This window comes from Leucobacter chromiisoli (assembly GCF_016522505.1).
Lineage (GTDB): Bacteria > Actinomycetota > Actinomycetes > Actinomycetales > Microbacteriaceae > Leucobacter > Leucobacter chromiisoli.
In genome coordinates this window covers 440,029-459,983 of the sequence record NZ_JAEHOH010000001.1, presented here as the reverse complement: position 1 = coordinate 459,983, position 19,955 = coordinate 440,029, and the positions used below count along the sequence as shown (strand labels likewise).

At 70.4% G+C, this 19,955-nt stretch carries 16 protein-coding genes; 9 read left to right on the top strand and 7 right to left on the bottom strand.

Features of this window, described 5'->3' with window-relative positions:
• The first annotated feature begins 22 nt into the window (after positions 1 to 22).
• The 7 genes from JD276_RS01985 to JD276_RS01955 all read left to right on the top strand — a co-directional run bounded on the left by JD276_RS01985 (position 23) and on the right by JD276_RS01955 (position 8,317).
• Complete coding sequence (locus JD276_RS01985; RefSeq protein ID WP_200113256.1) at positions 23 to 1,543, top strand: ABC transporter substrate-binding protein; 1,521 nt, start codon at positions 23 to 25, stop codon at positions 1,541 to 1,543.
• Positions 1,544 to 1,587: 44 nt separating this feature from the next.
• Complete coding sequence (locus JD276_RS01980; protein WP_200113254.1) at positions 1,588 to 2,535, top strand: ABC transporter permease; 948 nt, start codon at positions 1,588 to 1,590, stop codon at positions 2,533 to 2,535.
• Positions 2,536 to 2,537: 2 nt separating this feature from the next.
• A complete protein-coding gene (locus JD276_RS01975) occupies positions 2,538 to 3,431 on the top strand; it encodes an ABC transporter permease (RefSeq protein ID WP_200113252.1) in 894 nt (297 codons plus the stop codon).
• A complete protein-coding gene (locus tag JD276_RS01970; protein ID WP_200113250.1) occupies positions 3,428 to 5,176 on the top strand; it encodes a dipeptide ABC transporter ATP-binding protein in 1,749 nt (582 codons plus the stop codon). Before JD276_RS01975 ends, JD276_RS01970 begins: the two co-directional genes overlap by 4 nt.
• A gap of 77 nt (positions 5,177 to 5,253) precedes the next feature.
• A complete protein-coding gene (locus JD276_RS01965; RefSeq protein ID WP_200113248.1) occupies positions 5,254 to 6,663 on the top strand; it encodes an amidase in 1,410 nt (469 codons plus the stop codon).
• Positions 6,664 to 6,674: 11 nt separating this feature from the next.
• Positions 6,675 to 7,469 (top strand): sugar phosphate isomerase/epimerase family protein, encoded by a 795-nt coding sequence (locus JD276_RS01960; protein ID WP_200113246.1) that lies wholly within the window; start codon positions 6,675 to 6,677, stop codon positions 7,467 to 7,469.
• Complete coding sequence (locus JD276_RS01955; RefSeq protein WP_307866396.1) at positions 7,466 to 8,317, top strand: phosphogluconate dehydrogenase C-terminal domain-containing protein; 852 nt, start codon at positions 7,466 to 7,468, stop codon at positions 8,315 to 8,317. Before JD276_RS01960 ends, JD276_RS01955 begins: the two co-directional genes overlap by 4 nt.
• A 60-nt stretch (positions 8,318 to 8,377) precedes the next feature.
• Here JD276_RS01955 and JD276_RS01950 read toward each other — a convergent pair whose 3' ends face one another.
• Positions 8,378 to 9,706, bottom strand: coding sequence for an MFS transporter (locus JD276_RS01950; RefSeq protein WP_200113244.1), 1,329 nt, complete (start codon positions 9,704 to 9,706; stop codon positions 8,378 to 8,380).
• 201 nt (positions 9,707 to 9,907) lie between these two features.
• Here JD276_RS01950 and JD276_RS01945 point away from each other — a divergent pair, with 201 nt between their 5' ends.
• Positions 9,908 to 10,384, top strand: coding sequence for an Lrp/AsnC family transcriptional regulator (locus JD276_RS01945; RefSeq protein WP_200113242.1), 477 nt, complete (start codon positions 9,908 to 9,910; stop codon positions 10,382 to 10,384).
• A gap of 79 nt (positions 10,385 to 10,463) precedes the next feature.
• Here the strand turns inward: JD276_RS01945 and JD276_RS01940 are convergent, their stop codons facing one another.
• The 5 genes from JD276_RS01940 to JD276_RS16095 all read right to left on the bottom strand — a co-directional run bounded on the left by JD276_RS01940 (position 10,464) and on the right by JD276_RS16095 (position 15,718).
• The gene (locus JD276_RS01940; protein WP_200113240.1) at positions 10,464 to 11,225 is read right to left on the bottom strand and encodes an iron ABC transporter ATP-binding protein; all 762 of its coding nucleotides are present in this window, start codon (positions 11,223 to 11,225) and stop codon (positions 10,464 to 10,466) included.
• 16 nt (positions 11,226 to 11,241) lie between these two features.
• Entirely contained in the window at positions 11,242 to 12,306 is a 1,065-nt protein-coding gene (locus JD276_RS01935) for an iron chelate uptake ABC transporter family permease subunit (protein ID WP_307866395.1), read from the bottom strand.
• A complete protein-coding gene (locus JD276_RS01930; RefSeq protein WP_372432803.1) occupies positions 12,299 to 13,372 on the bottom strand; it encodes an ABC transporter permease in 1,074 nt (357 codons plus the stop codon). The genes JD276_RS01935 and JD276_RS01930 overlap by 8 nt, the downstream gene beginning before the upstream one ends.
• Positions 13,369 to 14,370 (bottom strand): siderophore ABC transporter substrate-binding protein, encoded by a 1,002-nt coding sequence (locus tag JD276_RS01925; RefSeq protein WP_200113233.1) that lies wholly within the window; start codon positions 14,368 to 14,370, stop codon positions 13,369 to 13,371. The genes JD276_RS01930 and JD276_RS01925 overlap by 4 nt, the downstream gene beginning before the upstream one ends.
• A gap of 259 nt (positions 14,371 to 14,629) precedes the next feature.
• On the bottom strand, positions 14,630 to 15,718 hold the full coding sequence (locus tag JD276_RS16095) for a hypothetical protein (protein WP_200113231.1): 1,089 nt from the start codon (positions 15,716 to 15,718) through the stop codon (positions 14,630 to 14,632).
• Between the two features lie 258 nt (positions 15,719 to 15,976).
• Between JD276_RS16095 and purL the strand changes: the two genes are divergently transcribed.
• Positions 15,977 to 18,301 (top strand): phosphoribosylformylglycinamidine synthase subunit PurL, encoded by a 2,325-nt coding sequence (purL, locus tag JD276_RS01915; protein ID WP_200113228.1) that lies wholly within the window; start codon positions 15,977 to 15,979, stop codon positions 18,299 to 18,301.
• 13 nt (positions 18,302 to 18,314) lie between these two features.
• Here the strand turns inward: purL and lysS are convergent, their stop codons facing one another.
• Positions 18,315 to 19,850 carry a lysine--tRNA ligase gene (gene lysS / locus JD276_RS01910; RefSeq protein ID WP_200113225.1) on the bottom strand — a complete coding sequence of 512 codons (1,536 nt, stop codon included), beginning with the start codon at positions 19,848 to 19,850 and terminating at the stop codon, positions 18,315 to 18,317.
• Positions 19,851 to 19,955 lie beyond the last annotated feature (105 nt).

Sequence of the window (19,955 nt, the reverse complement as noted above, 5' to 3'; positions counted from 1 at the left end):
GAGAACACAAGGGAGTATCACAATGCCAAAACTTCGCCGCACCGTCGCTGCGGCCGCCGCACTGGCGGCAGCGATGGTCCTCAGCGCCTGCAGCGCGGGCAGCTCCGGCAACTCGGGCGGATCCTCCGCCGGTGCCGACCAGGACTCGCTCACCGTCGCTCTGACCGCGGAGCCCCAGAACTTCGACTTCACCACCACGGGCGGTGCGCCGATCCCGCAGCTGCTGATGACCAACGTCTACGAGGGCCTCGTCGTCATCGACCAGGAGGGCACGCCCCAGCCGCAGCTCGCCGAGTCGTGGGAGCTCAGCGACGATCGCAAGTCCTACACCTTCACGCTGCAGGAGGACGTGACCTTCTCGAACGGCGAGCCGTTCACCGCCGATGACGTGAAGGCCAGCATCGAGCGAGTGCAGAACGACTGGGTGCTCGACCTCAAGAACAAGATGGATGTCGTCGAGTCGGTCGAGGTCGTCTCCCCGACCGAGGTCACCGTCACCCTGAGCCGCCCCAGCAACGCGTGGCTGTTCGACATGGGCACCTCCGTCGGCGCCATGATGCCCAAGGAGGTCGGCGACCTCGCGAACGAGCCGATCGGCACCGGCCCCTACGTCATCACCGACGTCAAGCGCGGCGACAGCATCAGCCTCGAGGCCCGCGACGACTACTGGGGCGAGGAGCCGGCCATCAAGGACGTGACGATGCGCTACTTCGCCGACGCGGTGGCCACCACGAACGCGCTGCGCGCGGGCGACGTCGACCTCGTCTACAACCTCGGCGCCCCCGACCTCATCGACGGGTTCAAGAGCGATGACGCGTTCAGCGTCGTCGAGGGCTCGACCAACCGCGAGATCATGCTCGCCATGAACAACAAGCGCGCTCCGTTCGACGACATCCGCGTGCGCCAGGCCGTCCGCTACGCGATCGACGAGCAGGCCGTCATCGACACCGCGTGGGCCGGCTACGGCACCGAGATCGGCGGCATGGTCCCGCCGCACGACCCGTACTACGAGGATCTGACGGATCTCTACCCCTACGATCCCGACAAGGCCCGCGACCTGCTCAAGGAGGCGGGAGCCGAGAACATCGACGTGACCTGGAAGGTCCCGACGCTCCCCTACGCGACCGCCGTCTCCGACATCGTGGTCTCGCAGCTCGCCGACGTGGGCATCAACGTGACCATCGAGTCGACCGAGTTCCCCGCCGTCTGGCTCGACACGGTCTGGACCCAGGCCGACTACGAGATGACCGTCATCGGCACCGCCGAGGCCCGCGACATGCTCATCACCTTCAACGACCCCGAGTTCTACACGGGCTACGACAACTCCAAGATCAAGGACCTCGCCGCGGCAGCGGACCAGGGCACCGAGGAGGAGTACGTCGAGGGGATGAAGGAGGTCGCACGCATCATCTCCGAGGACGCCGCCGCCGAGTTCCTCTTCCTCTACCCGCTCGTCTCGGTCTCCAAGGCCGGTCTCGAGGGCGTGCAGGAGAACGAGGTCACCGAGGCGCTCACGCTCTCGACCATGCACTGGAGCGAGTAGCGCCCGACCGCGCTGCTCACCACCGAGGATAAAGGAGCCCGCCCATGCCGCTTCGGCTTCTCAGCAGTCTGGGACAGCTGATCATCACCCTGTTCATCGCCACGGTCATCCTGTTCGCGCTGCTGCGCGTCATGCCGGGAGACCCCGCGGTCGTCGCACTCGGAGTCAACGCGACTCCGGAGGCGCTCGACCAGTGGCGCGAGCGATACGGGATCGATCAGCCGCTCGTCCTCCAGTACTTCGACTGGGCGGGCGGGCTCCTCCGCGGTGACTTCGGCGACTCGTACGTGCTGCAGGAGAACATCTCCGCCCTGGTCATCGACCGGACGCAGGTGACGCTCCTCCTGGTGATCACGGCGATGGTGCTCGCCCTCGTCATCGCCATCCCCGTCGGCACCCTCGCCGCGATCCGCCACCGCAACGCCTCCGGGGCCATCATCTCCGGCGTCTCCCAGGTGGGCGTCGCGGTGCCGAACTTCCTCGTCGGCGTGCTGCTCATCGCGCTCTTCGCCGTCAACCTCGGGTGGTTCCCGTCCGGGGGCTGGGTGGCGCCCGCCGACGACTTCGGCGAGTTCGTGCGCAGGATCTTCCTCCCGGCGCTCGCGCTCGGCTCCGTGCAGGCGTCGGTGATGACCCGCTACGTCCGCTCGGCCGTGCTCGAGATCATGCGCGAGGACTTCCTCCGCACCGCGCGGGCGAAGGGCCTCACCAGCAACGCGGCGCTCGTGCGGCACGGCCTGCGCAACGCCGGCATCCCGGTGCTGACGGTGGTGGGCGTGCAGCTCGCCACGATGCTGGTCGGCGCCGTCGTCATCGAGCGGGTGTTCGTCATCCCCGGCCTCGGCAGCCTGCTCGTCGACTCCGTCAGCAACCGCGACCTCATCGCCGTCCAGGGCGTCGGCGTGATGCTCGTGCTGCTGGTGGTCCTCATCAACTTCCTGGTGGAGATCACGTACTCGCTGTTCGATCCTCGTCTGCGGAAGGCGGCCTGACCATGACCGAATCGCATCCCCCCACGGGCGTCGTCGCGCAGCCTCCGGCCACGCTGGCGCTGGCCGTCCCGCGGCGCCGCGAGCGCCTCAACGCCCAGCTGATCGCCGGCGGGATCCTCGTCGGCATCGTCGTCGTCACGGCCCTGATCTCGTTCTTCTGGACCCCCTACAACCCCGTGCAGAGCGTGCCGGCGGATCGCCTGCAGCCGCCGGGGGCCGAGCACTGGATGGGCACCGACCGCTACGGCCGCGACGTCTTCTCGGCCATCATGGTCGGGTCGCAGATCACGCTGCTCGTCGGCATCGTCGCCGTCGGCATCGCGGTCGTGTTCGGCGTGCCGCTCGGCATCGTGGCCGGCATGCGTGGCGGCCGTCTCGACGGCTTCCTCATGCGGGTCACCGACGTGATGATGGCGTTCCCCAACCTGCTCCTCGCCATCATCTTCGGCGCGGTGTTCGGCGGCAGCACGGTCACCGCGATGTCGGCCATCGGCATCGCCGCGATCCCCGCCTTCGCCCGCGTCGCGAGGGCCGGGACCCTGCAGGTCATGAAGACCGACTACATCTTCGCCGCCCGCGCGGCGAACCGCCCGATGTTCATGATCGCCCTGCGGCACGTGCTCCCCAACATCTCGGGCATGCTCGTCGTGCAGGCCTCCGTGAACTTCGCGATCGCGGTGCTCGCCGAGGCGGGGCTCTCCTTCCTCGGTCTGGGCACTCCCCCTCCGACGCCCTCGTGGGGACGCATGCTGCAGGAGTCGCAGCAGTTCCTCGCCACCGACGTCTATCTCGCGATCTTCCCCGGCGTCGCGATCGCCATCGCGGTCCTGGGATTCAACCTGCTCGGCGACGGTCTGCGCGATCGTTTCGATCCGAAACTCCGGGAGAACCGATGAACACCCCAGTGAACTCGCAGCTCGCGCTCGACGTCTCGAACCTCACGGTCAGGACGCCGCACGCCTCTCTCGTGAGCGGCATCTCCTTCCACATCGCCCAGGGCGAGCGGGTCGGACTGATCGGCGAGTCGGGATCGGGCAAGTCGCTCACCTCGCTCGCCGTGATGGGCCTGCTCCCCGAGCCGCTGACCGCGAGCGGGACGGTGCACGCCGGCGACGACTCGGTCAACCTGCTGCAGCTCTCCGAGCGGGAGCTCGCGCAGCGGCGCGGCAAGTCGATGTCGATGGTGTTCCAGGAGCCGATGACCGCGCTCAACCCGCTCATGCGGGTGGGTCGCCAGGTCGCGGAGATCATGCAGATCCACGGCACCCAGCCCTCGCGGGCGGCGGCCGAGAAGCGCGCCGTCTCGCTCCTCGACGACGTGGGCCTGCCCAATCCGGCGGAGGCCGCGCAGGCCTTCCCGCACCAGCTCTCGGGCGGGCAGCGCCAGCGCGTGATGCTGGCGATGGCGCTCGCCAACGATCCGTCCCTGCTCATCTGCGACGAACCGACCACCGCGCTCGACGTCACGGTGCAGCGGCAGGTGCTGGATCTCGTGGTCGAGCTCGTCAGGAAGCGCGACACGGGCATGCTCTTCATCACCCACGACCTCGCCGTCGTGGCGAGCGTCTGCGACCGCGCGGTGGTGCTCAACAAGGGCGACATCGTCGAGGAGGGACCCATCGAGCAGGTCTTCCAGAACCCGCAGCACCCCTACACCCGAGGGCTGCTGGCGGCCTCCGACCTCGACGCCCGCGACGAGCACGGGCGCCTGTTCACCGTGGCGACCGCGGCGGCGTACCGGCCGGCCGAGGTCGCGGAGCAAGTGGCGGCGGAACCGGCGCCGGAGCCCGTGGGCGAGTCGCCGGCCGAGCACGGCGGCGAGCCGATCATCCGGGCCCGGGATCTCACGAAGACCTACGTGCGCACTCGCGCCTCGATGTTCGGCAAGGCCGCCGAGGTGCGGGCCCTGCGCGGAATCGACTTCACCGTCCACGCCGGCCAGCGTTTCGGCATCGTCGGCGAGTCGGGATCGGGCAAGTCGACGCTGCTCAAGATCCTGTCGGGCCTCGAGCGGCCCACCGGCGGGCAGGCCGACGTGCTCGACATCGACCTCATGCGCGCCCGCGACCGCGACTTCGGCACCCTGCGCAGCCAGCTGCAGATCGTGTTCCAGGATCCGATGGCGTCCCTCGATCCGCGCATGCGGGTGCTCGACATCGTCGAGGAGCCGCTGCTCAACCCCGCCAACCTGCAGGACGGCAAGCCGATGCGCGCGAGCGACCGCAGGGACGCCGTGGCCGAGATGCTCGAGGCCGTGGGGCTCAGCCCCGATGCCATGGAGCGCTTCCCCCACCAGTTCTCCGGCGGTCAGCGGCAGCGCATCTCGATCGCCCGCGCGCTCGTGTGCAAGCCCCGGATCCTGGTCGCCGACGAGCCGGTCAGCGCCCTCGACGTCTCGGTGCGCGCCCAGGTGCTCAACCTGCTCGCCGACCTCGTCGACGAGTACGCGCTCACGCTGCTGTTCGTGTCGCACGATCTCAGCGTGGTCAAGCACCTGTGCGACACGGTCGCCGTGATGCGGGCGGGCAACGTCGTCGAGACCGGCACGACCGCCGAGATCTACGAGAACCCGCAGGACGACTACACCCGCCAGCTCATCGAGGCGACGCCGACGCTGCACCACGCGATCGGCTCCGCGTAGGCCGCCGACGCGGCCCGCACCGGCGGCAGCGCCGAATTCACGAACGTTCCGACCAGCACACCGACAGGGGAGAGAGCATGTCCACCGCATCCAGCCGATCCGAACTCCGAGCGATGACGGGCAGGGAGCTGAGCGCCGGCTTCACGGCCGGCGACTTCGATCCCGTCGACGTCGCCGAAGCGGTCATCGAGACCGTGGAGGAGCGCAACCCGGAGCTCAACGCCTTCACCGAGTTCACCCCCGAGAACGTGCGCAGCAGCGCCGAGCGGAGCGCCGAGCGCTGGCGGCGCGGCGAGCAGCTGAGCGACTTCGACGGCGTGCCGTGGACGATCAAGGAGAACCTGCGCCGCGAGGGCGTCGACTACCGCTCGGGCACGGCGGCGACCGACCCGAGCCTCTCCACCGCGAACGCGCCCGTCGTCGACCGCGCGCTCGAGTCGGGCGCCGTGATCGTCGGATCCACCACGATGCCCGACTGGGGCATGCTCTCCTCCGGCGTCTCCAGCATCAACGGCATCTCGCGCAGCCCGTGGGATCCCTCCTTGACCACCGGCGGCTCGAGCGCCGGTGCGGGCGCCGCCGCCGCGGCGGGCTTCGCGGTCGCCAACATCGGCACCGACATCGGCGGCTCGATCCGGCTGCCCGGCACCTGGCTCGGCCTCGCCACGCTGAAGCCCAGCGACGGGCGCGTGCCGCTCGACAACCCCTATCTCGGTCGCGCGGCGGGCCCGATGTCCCGCACCGTCGAGGATCTGGCCTGGACCATGGAGATCGTGTCGCGCCCCGACGCCCGCGACTACACGGCCCTCCCCGGCGCGGAGATCGACTGGACGCAGCTGGGAACCGACGTGTCGAAGCTCAGGGTCGGCCTCCACCTCGACGCCGGAGCGGGCCTGGAGCTCGATCCCGAGGTGCGCGACGCCGTCGCCGCGGCCGGCCGGCTGTTCGCCGCCGCGGGCGCGGAGGTCGTCGAGGTGGATCCCTTCATCACCGACGACATGCTGACCGACCTCGACCAGTTCTGGCGCGTGCGCTCGTGGGCGACCTACCGGGCCCTGCCCGCCGAGAAGCAGATGCGGGTGCTGCCCTTCATCGCCGACTGGTGCATGGGCGGATCCGACGTTCCCGGGTCGCGCGTGCTCGAGTGCTACGAGACCATCCAGGAGCTGCGCGCCGCCACGACCGCTGCGACGCAGCCCTACGACATCGTGCTGTCGCCGGTCGCGACCCGCGCCGCCTTCCCCGCGGAGTGGCCGATGCCCTTCGGCTTCGAGAACGGCGGCATGAGCCACATCGGGTTCACCCTCCCCTACAACATGTCGGGCCAGCCCGCCGCCACCGTGAATTGCGGCCTCACCTCGGACGGCCGCACGATCGGCCTCCAGCTCTCGGGGCGCCGCTTCGACGATCTCGGCGTGCTGCAGGCGGCGTCCTGGTACGAGGCCGCGCGCCCCGCGGAGGCGGCGCCGCAGTTCCCCGTCCGCTGAGGCGCAGTGGAATGATCGGTCTCAGCACCTACGCCTTCTTCTGGCAGCACTCGGACCGGGTTCCCGCCCCGCTCTCCCTCGTGGGGGCGTTCGAAGCCACCCGGGAGCAGGACGTGCGGCTGTTCCAGATCTGCGATTTCGCGCCTCTGGAGCGGATGAGCGATGAGCAGCTGCGGGAGGCCGCGCGGGCGGCGCGGGATCTGGGCCTCACGATCGAGCTCGGCACCAAGGGCATCGAAGCGCCCCGACTCGAGCGCTTCCTCCGTCTGGCCGAGATCTTCGACGCACGGCTCGTCCGCAGTATGGTGTTCGGCCCCGACAGCCGGCCGAACCCGCAGCAGGCCGAGGAGTGGCTGCGCGACGCCGCGCCCGCCTTCGAGCGGGCCGGCGTCGACCTCGCGCTCGAGACCTACGAGCAGATCGCGACGGCCGACCTCGTGCGCCTGGTCGAGCGGGTCGGTTCGCCGAGGCTCGGCGTCTGCCTCGACCCAGCGAACGTGGTCGCGAGGCTCGAGCACCCTCGCGACTGCGTGGAGCTCGCGGCCCCCGTCCTGAAGAACGTCCACGTCAAGGACTTCGCCTTCGACCGGCAGGACGGCTGGGTCGGCTTCACGTACAGCGGAGCCCCGATGGGCCGCGGCCTGCACGACTACCGCCACCTGCTCGACACGGCCCGTCCCCGCGAGCGCGGGATCAACGAGGTCGTCGAGCACTGGCTCCCCTGGCAGGGGGATCCCACGAGCACCGTTGACCTCGAACGGGCCTGGACACGAACCACACTCGAATATCTAAGGAGCACACTGTGAACAACTACGCGATCGCGGTCATCGGCGCCGGCGGCAAGATGGGCACCCGGGTCTCGAACAACCTCGTGAAGACCGACCATCGCGTCTCCTACGTCGAGACCTCGCCCGCGGGCCGGGAGCGGGTCGTCGCGGCCGGTCGCGAGCTGACCGACGCCGCGACCGCCGTGGCGGGCGCCGACATCGTCGTCCTCGCGGTGCCCGACCTCGCGCTCGCGAGCGTCTCGGCGGAGCTCGTGCCGCAGATGAAGAGCGGCGCGATCCTGCTCACCCTCGATCCCGCGGCAGCCTACGCCGGTCTGCTGACGACCCGCGACGACGTGATCCAGGCGGTCGCCCACCCGTGCCACCCGTCGGTGTTCCTCGAGCGCACGACCCCCGAGGAGTGGGCGGACACCTTCGGCGGCATCGCCGCCCCGCAAGACGCGATCGCCGCGGTCGAGTCCGACGATCCCGAGAAGCGGGAGATCGTGGAGGCCACCGTCCGTGCGATCTACGCCCCCGTCATCGACGTGCACTGGGTCACCGTCAAGCAGCTCGCGCAGCTCGAGCCGACGCTCGTGGAGACGGTCGCCTGCATGATCGGCGAGCTGCTGAACGAGGCGCTGCAGGAGGCGATCGACACCATGGGGGTGCCCGAGGCCGCGGCGCGCAGCATCCTCTACGGCCACACGCAGGTGGCGCTCGCGAACGGTCTGCGCGGCGACAACCCCTTCAGCGAGGCGTGCCTGATCGCCATGGACTACGGCCGCGAGAGCATCATCAAGGAGGACTGGAAGAAGATCTTCCGCGACGACGAGCTCGACAAGAACCTCGCGCGCATGCTGCACCTCGACAAGATCGAGCGCTGATACGGCGGGCGCGTCCGCTCGGCGGGGCGGCGGGCGCGTCCGCTCGGCGAGCGCGCTCCGCTATGCGGCCGCCCGGCGCCCGCCGGTCGCGAACGCGAGGGCCGCGCAGGCGGCGGCGGTGACGAGCGCGAACGCGGCGACGGCGGGCCCCAGGCCGACGAGCTCGGCGAGCGCGCCGAGCCCCAGCACGGGCAGTGCGCTCCCCAGATAGGTGACCGTGTAGATCGCGCTGACGGTCGAGGCGTGCTGCCGGGGCGCCACGGAGGTCGTCGCGGCCGTGAAGGCGGCCTGGAAGGCGATCCCCTGCCCCGCACCGGCGAGGACGCCCGCCGCCACGACGAGCGGGGCGCCGCCGATCCACCCCGCGGCTCCCAGTCCGAGGAGCGCGACCGCCAGCGCGGAGAGCCCGACGGGCATGCGCCACGCCCCTCGCAGCGGGAGGAGTTGCGTGAGCGCGGAGGCGCCCAGCGTGACGGCGGAGAGCAGACCGATCGCGAGTCTCGACTCCGTCTGCACGATGCCGGCGAAGTAGGAGGGCGCGAGCGAGAGGCAGAAGCCGAAGACGGTGAAGCTCAGGAAGCCCGTCGCCGCCGCGACCCTGAAGGCGCGCAGGGCTGGCGAACCTGGGCGGTGCCCCGACCGCCGGCCTGGGGCGGGCGGCGTCTCCGGGGTGGGCGGCACCTCGGCGGGATCGCCGGACTCCGGCCGGGCGTCGAGCTCCGGCGGCGCGTCCGCGAGCGCGATCGGCTCCGTCGCGGTCGCCGGGCGGCAGGCGGTGCGCGGCGCCACCAGCAGGATGGCCGGGATCAGGGCCGCCAGCAGGGCGGCCACCGCGAGGAAGGGCACCGCCACGGCGTCACCGCCCGCGAGCGACAGTGCTCCCCCGACGACCGGTCCCGCGGCGACCCCGCCCGAGCTCGCGAGCAGCGTGAGCCGGCCCGCGAACCCGGGTCTCGTCGGCATCAGGATCCGGAGCGCCCCCGATGCCGTCCCGGTGGCGCAGGCGATCGCCGCACCCTGCGCCGCTCGGCCCGCGCAGAACCAGGCGAGCGAGGGGGCGAAGGCGAGAGCCGCGGTCGCCGTGGCGGCGACCGTCAGCGCCGCCACGAGCACGGTGCGGCGGTTCACCGAGTCCGCGAAGCACCGGAACACGAGCAGGCCGATGATGAGGGCGACGATGTAGCTCGAGAAGGCCAGCGAGATCCCGAGCGGCCCGACCCCTAGCCGATGCTCGAGCACCGGGAAGAGCGGGGTGCCGAGGTTCGCGCCGACGAGCAGCGAGAAGAGGGCGAGGGCGGTCAGCGCGACGCGCGGTCGCGGGCGGATGCGGGCGGGGTCCGGGCGGGGTGTGCTCGAGGCCTCGACGGCCTGGGCGCGGGTGGCGCTCATGGTGCTCCTGACTGGGGTGTGTCGCCCTTGTGGGGCGTTCCGCACCGTTCGCGGGATGCTGCGAGGCGGTGCGATCGGGATCGCGCCGACCGCGTCCCGTAAGCGATTCAAGCGGTACTGTCCGATCTGCGCAACCGACAAGAGATCAATTGATCGATATGATCAATGAAGAACGCTCTCGCTTCACAGAAAGTGGGCACTATGACCGACCTCGACGTCACGGACCGGCGCATCCTGCGCGAGCTCGACCACGACGCCCGCATGCCGACCGCCATGATCGCGCAGCGGCTCGGGCTCGCCCGCGGCACCGTCCAGGCGCGGCTGGAGAAGCTCTCCTCCTCCGGAGTGCTGCGCGCCCACAGTGCACGCATCTCCCCCGCCGCGCTCGGCCGGCCGGTCGGCGCGAGCGTGCAGGTCGAGCTCGACCAGCATCAGATCTCCGAGGCGATCGCCGCGCTCGCCGACATCCCGGAGGTGCTCGAGTGCTTCGCGCCGGCGGGCAGCACCGATCTGCTGCTCCGCGTCGTCGCCAGAACGCCCGACGACCTCTACCGGGTGAGCGAGGTGATCCGGCTCTGCCCCGGCATCCGCCGCACCTCGACGAGCCTGTTCCTGCGCGAGGTCATCCCCTACCGCGTGACCGGCCTGCTCGAAGAGGCCGCCGGCCGACGGGGCTAGACCGCGGCCGGAGCCCATTCGCGGTTCAAGAGCGGGAGCAGAGCGCCCCAGGGGGCCGGTCCCGGGTGCGGCGGCGGTGTCAGGAGCGGTAGTAGACCGCGACCCGCCTCCCCGAGTGGTCGATCACCTGCACGGGCGTCTCGAACACGTCCTGCAGCACCTCGGGCCGCATGATCTCCTCGGGAGTACCCGACGCGACGATGCGCCCGTTCGCCAGCGCGACGATGCGATCCGCGTAGGCCGAGGCGAAGTTCACGTCGTGGATCACGAGGATCACCGTCTTGCCCAGCGCGTCGGCCGCGGCCCGCACCTGCCCCATCATGCTCACCGCGTGACGCATGTCGAGGCCCGTGAGCGGTTCGTCCAGCAGCACGTAGTCCGTGTCCTGCGCCAGCACCATCGCCACGAACGCGCGCTGGCGCTGCCCGCCCGAGAGCTCGTCGATGAAGCGATCCTCCATGCCTGCGAGGTCGAGGAAGGCGATGGCGGCGTGGATCGCCCGCTGGTCGGTCTCGGTCAGCCGCCCCGACGAGTGCGGGAAGCGGCCGAAGGTGACGAGCTGCCTCACCGTCAACCGCGCGAGGAAGTGGTTCTCCTGCTTCAGGATCGAGACCGTCCGGGCGAGCTCCTTCGGCTTCGCGGCCCGCACGTCGAGCCCGCCCACCGTCACCCGGCCCCGATCCGCCTCGAGCAGGCGCCCGATGATGGTGAGCATCGTCGACTTGCCGGCGCCGTTCGGCCCGATGAGCGCGGTCACCCCGCCGCGCTCGATCGTCAGGTCGATCGGCCCGAGCACATGCCGCCCGGCGTAGTGCTTCTCGACCCCGCGCAGTTCGATCATCGCAGGCTCCTTTCGGTCAACGCAGTCCCTTTCTGAGCAGCACGACGAGGAAGGTGAGTCCGCCCACGAACTCGATGATGACGGTCACGAGCCCCGCAGCGGAGAAGACGTTGCGCAGCACGAACGTCGCGCCGAGCAGGGTGACGAGCCCGATGCCGATGGCGAGCGGCACGGTCTCGGAGTGGCTGTCCCCCGGCGCGAACTGATACGCGAGGGTCGCGACGAGGAATCCGAAGAACGTCATCGGCCCGACCATCGTCGCCGAGACCGACACGAGCACCGCCACGAGCACGAGCGTCGTGACGACCTCGCGCCGGTAGTGCACGCCGAGCCCCACCGCGACGTCGCGCCCGAGCGCGACCACGTCGTACGTGCGCCGGCGCAGCCACGCGTAGACCAGGATCGCCAGCACCATGGTCCCCGCGATGGGGAGGTACTCCGGGTTCCCCTTCCCGATGCTGCCGAAGAGGCGCGCGCTCAGCACGTCGAACTCGCTCGGCGTGAGCGTGCGCTGCAGGAACGTGGAGAGCGACCCGAAGCCGATCCCGAGCACCACGCCCACCAGCAGCATGAGGTGCAGGTTGGCGCGCCGGCCCGAGAAGAGCCAGCCGTAGAGCACCGTCGCGAACACCACCATGAGCGCGCTCTGGGCGACGATCTTCGGGATCCCCTCCATCGTGCCCGCTGCGGTGCCGAAGACGAACACGAGGGCCGTCTGCGTGAGCACGTAGAGCGCGTCGAAGCCGAGGATCGAGGGCGTGAGGATCCGGTTCGACGTCACCGTGTGGAAGAGCACGGTGGCGAGCGCCTGGGCGACCGCGACGAAGGCGATCGTGCCGAGCGACGTCAGCCGCGTCTGCACGATGATCCAGAACCCGGGGCTGCCCACGGGCGCGGGGTTCTGGTAGACGAGGATCGCGACGGCGAGCAGCGCCGCCACGGCGTAGACGACGAGCAGCGCCCGGTGCCGCGACAGCCAGGAGGGCCCCGGCTCGGACCAGTCCGGCGGCTCCCCCGTGCTGCCGAGCCGCACGATGCCGAGCTGCCCGAGCCGCCCGGCCTGCCCCTCGCGCTCAGCCACGTGCCCGCTGCCTGAGGAGCAGAGTGATGAACACGACGGAGCCGACGATCCCGAGCACCATCGAGACGGGGATCTCGAAGGGCATGATGATCGTGCGCCCGACGAGGTCGCACGCGGTCACGAGGGCGACCCCGCCGAGCACGACCCACGGGAGGTTGCTGCGCACGTTGTCTCCCCGCACCATCGCCACGATGTTGGGCACCACGAGGCCGAGGAAGGGCAGGAAGCCGACGACGACGGTCGTGACGCCCGCGGCGATCGCGACGAGCGCCGTTCCGGCGATGAGGATCGCCTCGTAGCTGAGGCCGAAGCTCGTCGCGATGTCCTTGCCGAGGCCCGCCACGGTGATGCGATCGGCCATGACGAACACGAGCAGCGTGACGACGGCGACGACCCACAGCACCTCGTAGCGGCCGCGGACCACCGAGGTGAAGCTGCCCATGAACCAGACGCCGAGCATCTGCAGCAGGTTGAACTTGGCGGCGAGGAAGGTGGTGAGGGCGCTGACGACGGCCCCGATCATGATGCCGACGAGCGGCACCACGAGCGTCGTGCGGATGACGATGCGACGCAGGATGATCATGAACAGCATGGCGCCGACGAAGGCGGAGGCGCTGGCGATCACCATCTTGCCGAACAGCCCCACGCCGGGCAGCAGCAGCACCGTGAGCAGCAGGCCGAGGGCGGCCCACTCGGTCGTGCCAGATGTCGTGGCGTCGACGAAGCGGTTCTGCGTGAGCATCTGCATCACGAGACCGCTGGTCGCCATCGCGGCCCCGGCGAGCACGAGCGCGATCGTGCGGGGCACGCGCGTGATCCAGAACATCTCGGATCCGAACTCCCCGTCGCCGACGTCGTAGACCCCCGTCATCAGCGAGGCGACGAGCAGCCCGGCGACGACGGCGCAGGCCCCGAGCATCAGCCACGGACGACGCCTCGGCGGCGCGAGCTCGGGGGCCACGGGGGCGTTCCCGCCCTCGCTGCGGATACGCCGAGCGGGGCGCCCGTTCTCTCGAACGGACGCCCCGCTTCCACGGCCAGGGGCCGCGTCGGGCGTCATGCTCATGCGGCGCTGAACGCCTCCTGCAGCTGGGTGAACAGGTCGGTGTAGGCGTGGATGCCCTCGGTCAGGTAGAAGTTCGGGTCGAGGATCACGATCTGATCCTGCTGCACCGCCGTGACGTTCTGCAGCGCCTCGGAACCGGCGATCAGCTCGTCGGCGGGGGCGGAGCCGGCCTCGCGGTCCTCGGGGGCGAATGCGGCGTCGCGGTCGAGCGCGACGATCCAGTCGGGGTTCGAGTCGGCGATCGCCTCGACGGAGATGTCGTCGCCCTGGTGGTCGTCGGTCGCACCCTCGACCTCGAGCGCGGGCTTCCAGCCGAGGGCGGGGAACACCGGACCGAGCGCGCGCCCGACCTCGGGGGCGATGTAGCCGATCTGGCCGGCCGAGGTGTTCACGGCCATGACGGTGTCGGTGCCGTTGTACGCCTCCTTCGCTCCGGCGATCGCCTCGTCGAGCTCGGTGCTCAGCGCCTCGGCGTCCTCCTCGCGGTCGAAGATCTGGCCGAGGATCTCGGTCTGACGCTTGAGCTCGGAGACCTCGTCCTCACCCTCGCGGGGCGCGATCTCGATGACCGCGGCCTGGGGGTTCTGCTCCTTGATCTGGTCGTAGGCGTCGCTGAAGCGGTATCCCCCGATGATCAGGTCGGGCTGCGCGGCGACGATCGCCTCCAGATCGGGCTCGCGGTGGCTGCCCACGTTGGCGATCGCGTCGTCGTCGGTGTACTCCGGCCACACCGAGCCCATCACGTCCTTCGGCGCGGCGACGAGCTCGATGTCCCACTCGCTGAGCGTGTCGAAGACGGTGTTGTCGAGGGCGACGACCTTCTCCGGGTTGACCGGCACCTCGATCTCGCCGTGGTTGTCGGTGATGGTGACGGTGCCCGCCTGCTCCTCGGCCGGCGCCTCCTCAGCGGGTGCGCCGGAGGCGCAGGAGGTCAGGGCGAGCGCTGCGCCGAGCGCGAGCGCCGTGATTCCGGCTGCGCGCGTGAGTCGAATGGCCACGGAGGTGCTCCTCAAATGTCGTCAGGGCATGAAAATACGCCGATGGATTCGTGCGAACTGCATCGACGCGGCTCTGGCCCGGTCGTGTTCCGGGCCACTGAGGCAAGCCTAAGCTGAAGTTCATCTGATGATCAAGGCGATGGCGAAAACCCCCTGTTCGTTCGGCGTTTCTCCCGAACCGGCAGCGCGGCATCCGGGCAGCGCGGCGTCCAAGCAGTGCGGCGTCCGGACAGCGCGGCGCGCGGACGCCGGGACCGCGCTAGCGCTGCTGGTCCGGTCCCTGCTGCAGCACCGAGAAGTCGGGCTGGCCGTCGGGCCCCACGGGCAGCGGAGTGCCATCGGCGAAGGTCGGCCAGGGCAGCAGCTCCTGCTGCGCCGGTGCACCCTGCGGCGGATACGCCTGCTGGGAGTGCTGCTGGGGAGCCTGGACCGCCTGCACCTGGTGGACCTGGTGGGCCTGCTGCGCCGCTCGCGCGGCCTGCCGCTGACTGCGCGCGGCCTCCCGCGCCTGCGCGCCGTACGACCAGCGCAGCAGCAGGGTGATCGCGATCCCGAGCGCCACGAGGATCAGCGTCGCCGTGGCGATCTTCCAGTAGAGCTCGGGGATGTCGACGTCGAAGAGGTCGATCCCGACGGGCGCCGTGAAGAGGATCCCCGAGAGCACGGCCAGCACGCTCGTCACGAACGCGAAGCGCCCGACCACCGGCGGGAAGCGGCCGCTGCTGCCGATGAGCAGCTGGCAGCACAGGATCACCGCCCGCGTCACGACGATCACGAGCACCGACTTCCAGAAGATGCTGCCGACCAGCCAGAAGGGGTCGTACGGGTTCATCCAGATCACGATGAGCAGCAGCCCGAGGATGTACGCGTTCGCAATCAGCGCGACCGGCGCGTACCACTCGGAGCGGACCTCGCGCCGGGTGTCGAAGGCCGTGAGCAGCACGAACACCGCGAAGAGGAAGAAGGTCGCGAAGACGCGCTCGAACTTGCCCTCGAAGTCGCCGATGAAGAGCAGCGAGATCGATGCGATCGAGAGCGCCGCCAGCAGGATGATGCTGATCTTGAGGAAGCTCGAGAGCCGCTTGGGGCCCGGCCCCTGCGCCTGCTGTCCGGGGCGCCCCGGTGCGGCGGGTGGGCCAGGGTGGCCCGGATGACCCGGGTACGCGGGCTGCGGGCCGACGGGCGCGGACGAGTCGGGACGACCCGGGCTGTCCTGGGGCGCCTGGGCCGGAGGCGTCTGGGGCGCGGTCTGCCCGTCGCCCGCGGGGGCTGCGGTCCGGGTGTCCGCGCCCGGGTCGGCGCCGCCGTCGGGGCTCGGGGGCAGCGGGTGCTGGTTCGGAGTGCTCATGCCACCAGTTTCCACTGTTCCGCTGTGAACCGCCAGCGGTCGGCTCGCGCCGACGGATCCCATCGTGCGCCTACTGCGCCGAGCGATCCCGCGTCTGCCCCGCCATCCGATCCAGTTCACCGCCCGGCGTGATCCCGCGGGCCCAGCATCGCCGCACGGCGCGGGCCCAGCATCGCCGCGCGGCACGCGTAGACTAGAGGGTAGGCTTCGGGCTTTCTCCGGGCCGATCTCGCCCTCAGACCCCGGAGCACATCGAGCGTGACTGACACCACCGCCGTCCCAGCCCCCGACACCGTAGCCGACGCCCTCGCGACCCCCGACAAGGAGCAGCCGTACGGCGCTCTCGGGCTCAAGGACGACGAGTACGCGAAGATCAAGGAGATCCTCGGCCGTCGCCCCACCTCCGGCGAGCTCGCCATGTACTCCGTCATGTGGTCCGAGCACTGCTCCTACAAGTCGTCGAAGATCTACCTGCGCCAGTTCGGCAAGAAGGTCAACGACAAGATGAGGGAGCGCCTGCTCGTCGGCATGGGCGAGAACGCCGGCGTGATCGACGTGGGCGAGGGCTGGGCCGTCACCTTCAAGGTGGAGAGCCACAACCACCCCTCCTACATCGAGCCCTTCCAGGGCGCGGCGACCGGCGTCGGCGGCATCATCCGCGACATCATCTCGATGGGCGCCCGCCCGGTCGCGGTCATGGATCAGCTGCGCTTCGGCGACATCGACGATCCCGACACGGCCCGCGTGGTGCACGGCGTGGTCTCGGGCATCAGCTCGTACGCGAACTGCCTCGGCCTGCCGAACCTCGGCGGCGAGACCGTGTTCGACGGCGTCTACCAGGCGAATCCGCTCGTCAACGCGCTCGGCGTGGGCGTGCTGCGCCACGAGGATCTGCACCTCGCCAATGCCTCGGGTACGGGCAACAAGGTCGTGCTCTTCGGCGCCCGCACGGGCGGCGACGGCATCGGCGGCGCGTCGATCCTCGCCTCCGACAGCTTCGCCGAGGGCGGCCCGACGAAGCGCCCGGCGGTGCAGGTCGGCGACCCCTTCGCCGAGAAGGTGCTCATCGAGTGCTGCCTCGAGCTCTTCAAGGGCGAGCTGGTCGAGGGCATCCAGGATCTCGGCGCGGCGGGCATCAGCTGCGCGACGAGCGAGCTCGCCTCCAACGGCGACGGCGGCATGTTCATCGAGCTCGACAGCGTGCTGCTCCGGGATCCCTCGCTCACCGCCGAGGAGATCCTCATGTCGGAGAGCCAGGAGCGCATGATGGCGGTCGTGGCGCCCGAGAAGCTCGACGCCTTCCTCGAGGTGACGAAGAAGTGGGACGTCGAGACGAGCGTGCTCGGCGAGGTCACCGACACCGGCCGCCTCGTCATCAACTGGCGCGGCGAGGAGATCGTGAACGTGGATCCGCGCACCGTCGCGATCGACGGGCCGGTCTACGAGCGCCCCGTCGCCTACCCGAGCTGGATCGATGCGCTGCAGGCCGACTCCGCCGCGAAGCTTCCCCGCGCAGCCTCCGACGACGAGCTCCGCGCGCAGCTGCTCGCGGTCGCGGCGTCGCCGAACCAGGCTTCCGCCGAGTGGGTCACCAACCAGTACGACAAGTACGTGCTCGGCAACACCGCCCTCTCCTTCCCCGACGGAGCGGGCATGATCCGCGTCGACGAGGAATCGGGCCTCGGCGTCGCCATCGCGACCGACGCGAACGGCCGCTACTGCCAGCTCGATCCCTACGCCGGCGCGCAGCTCGCGCTCGCCGAGGCGTACCGCAACGTCGCCACCTCGGGCGCGGTGCCCACCGCGGTCACCGACTGCCTGAACTTCGGCAGCCCCGAGAACCCCGAGGTCATGTGGCAGTTCTCGCGCGCCGTCGAGGGCCTCTCCGACGCCTGCCTCTCGCTCGAGGTTCCCGTGACCGGCGGCAACGTCTCGCTCTACAACCAGACCGGCGACACCCCGATCCATCCGACCCCCGTCGTCGGCGTGCTCGGCATCATCGACGACGTCGCGCGCCGGGTGCCGAGCGGCTGGCAGGATGAGGGCGAGCACCTCTACCTGCTCGGCACGACCCGGGAGGAGCTCGACGGCTCGGCCTGGGCGGGCACCGTCCACGACCACCTGGGCGGCCTGCCCCCCGTCGCCGACCTCGACGCCGAGCGCAGGCTCGCCGAGCTGCTGCACGCGGCTTCGCAGGGCGGCCTGCTCTCCGCGGCGCAGGATCTCTCGGACGGCGGTCTGGCCCAGGCGCTCGCCGAGGCGACGCTGCGCTTCGGCGTGGGCGCGCGGGTGTGGATCGACGAGATCATGGAGCGCGACGGCGTCGACGCGACGACCGCGCTCTTCTCCGAGTCGCAGGGCCGCGTGCTGGTGGCCGTGCCCCACGAGGAGGACGTGAAGTTCAGGGGCCTGTGCGAGGGGCGGGGCTACCCCGTGCTGCGCATCGGCGTGACGGACGGCACCGGCGAGACCGCGGCGCTCGAGGTGCAGGATCGCTTCTCGATCCCGCTCGCCGAGCTCGGCGACGCTCACCGCGGCACGCTGCCCGCCCGCTTCGGCGCGGTCATCGGCGACGAGGCGTAGCCGCGCCTCAGACCTACTTGACGAGCGGGAAGAGGATCGTCTCGCGGATCCCGAGCCCCGTGAGCGCCATGAGCAGGCGGTCCATTCCCATGCCCATGCCTCCCGACGGGGGCATGCCGTGCTCGAGGGCCCGCAGGAACTCCTCGTCGACGCGCATGGCCTCGTCGTCGCCCTTCGCCGCCTGGGCGGCCTGCTCGACGAAGCGCTCGCGCTGCACGACTGGGTCGACGAGCTCCGAATAGCCGGTCGCCAGCTCGAAGCCGCGCACGTAGAGATCCCACTTCTCGACGACACCGGGGATCGACCGGTGGTGGCGCGTGAGCGGGCTCGTCTCGACGGGGAAATCCATGACGAAGGTCGGACGCGTGAGACCGTCCTTCACGAAGTGCTCCCAGAGCTCCTCGACCAGCTTGCCGTGGTTCGGCAGCCTCACCTCGACGCCCTGTTCGTCGGCGAGCGTCTGCAGCTCCTCCACGGACGTTGAGGGGGTGATCTCACGGCCGACGGCCTCGGAGAGGGTGCCGTACATCGAGATGCGATCCCACTCGCCGCCCAGGTCGAAGAGGGTGCCGTCGGCCCACAGCACCGTGTGCGACCCCTCGCGCTCGGTCCCCGCGTTCGCGGCGAGGGCGGCGTTCTGGATCAGCGTCTGCGTCAGGTCGGCGATCCCGTGGTAGTCGGTGTAGGCCTGGTACGCCTCGAGCATCGCGAACTCGGGGCTGTGCGTCGAGTCGGCGCCCTCGTTACGGAAGTTGCGGTTGATCTCGAAGACGCGTTCCAGTCCACCGACGGCCGCGCGCTTCAGGAAGAGCTCGGGGGCGATGCGCAGGTAGAGCTCCGTGTCGAACGCGTTCGAGTGCGTGACGAACGGGCGGGCGGAGGCTCCGCCGTGCATGGTCTGCAGCATCGGGGTCTCGACCTCGACGAAGCCCTGCTCCGCGAAGGTGCTGCGGAGGCTCGCCATCGTCTTGGCGCGGGTGAGCACGTTGACCCGTGCCTGCTCGCGCACGATGAGGTCGAGGTAGCGCTGACGCACGCGCGTCTCCTCGCTCAGCTCGCTGTGCAGGTTGGGCAGCGGCGCGAGGGCCTTCGCGGCGATGCGCCACTCCTCCACCATGACCGAGAGCTCCCCGCGTCGGCTGGAGATGACCTCGCCGCGGACGAAGAGGTGATCGCCCAGGTCGACGAGCTCCTTGTACTGCGCGAGCGAGTCCTCGCCGACTCCGGCGAGGCTGATCATGACCTGGATCCGCGTGCCGTCGCCGGACTGCAGGCTGGCGAAGCACAGCTTGCCCGTGTTGCGCTGGAAGACCACGCGGCCGGCGATCCCGACGGTCTCGCCCGAGGCGCTGTCGGGGGTCTCCGTGAGGTGCTCCCACCTCTCGCGCACGGCCGGGATCGTGGCGGTGACGGGCACCTCGACGGGATATGCGCCGCCGCCGAGGCCGCCGAGGTCGTTCAGCTTCGCGCGCTTGTCGAGCCGCACCTGCTTCTGCTCGAAGACCTCTTCTTCGTACGCGGTGGTGTCGGGCGCGGTGTGGTCGCTCATCTGGGCGGGATCCTCCGTTGTCTCGGCGTGCCGGACAAGTCTACCGATCCCGAGCGTGCGCCGAGTCGGGATCGCGGCCGGACGCCCGGTTCATCCGTCACGGAT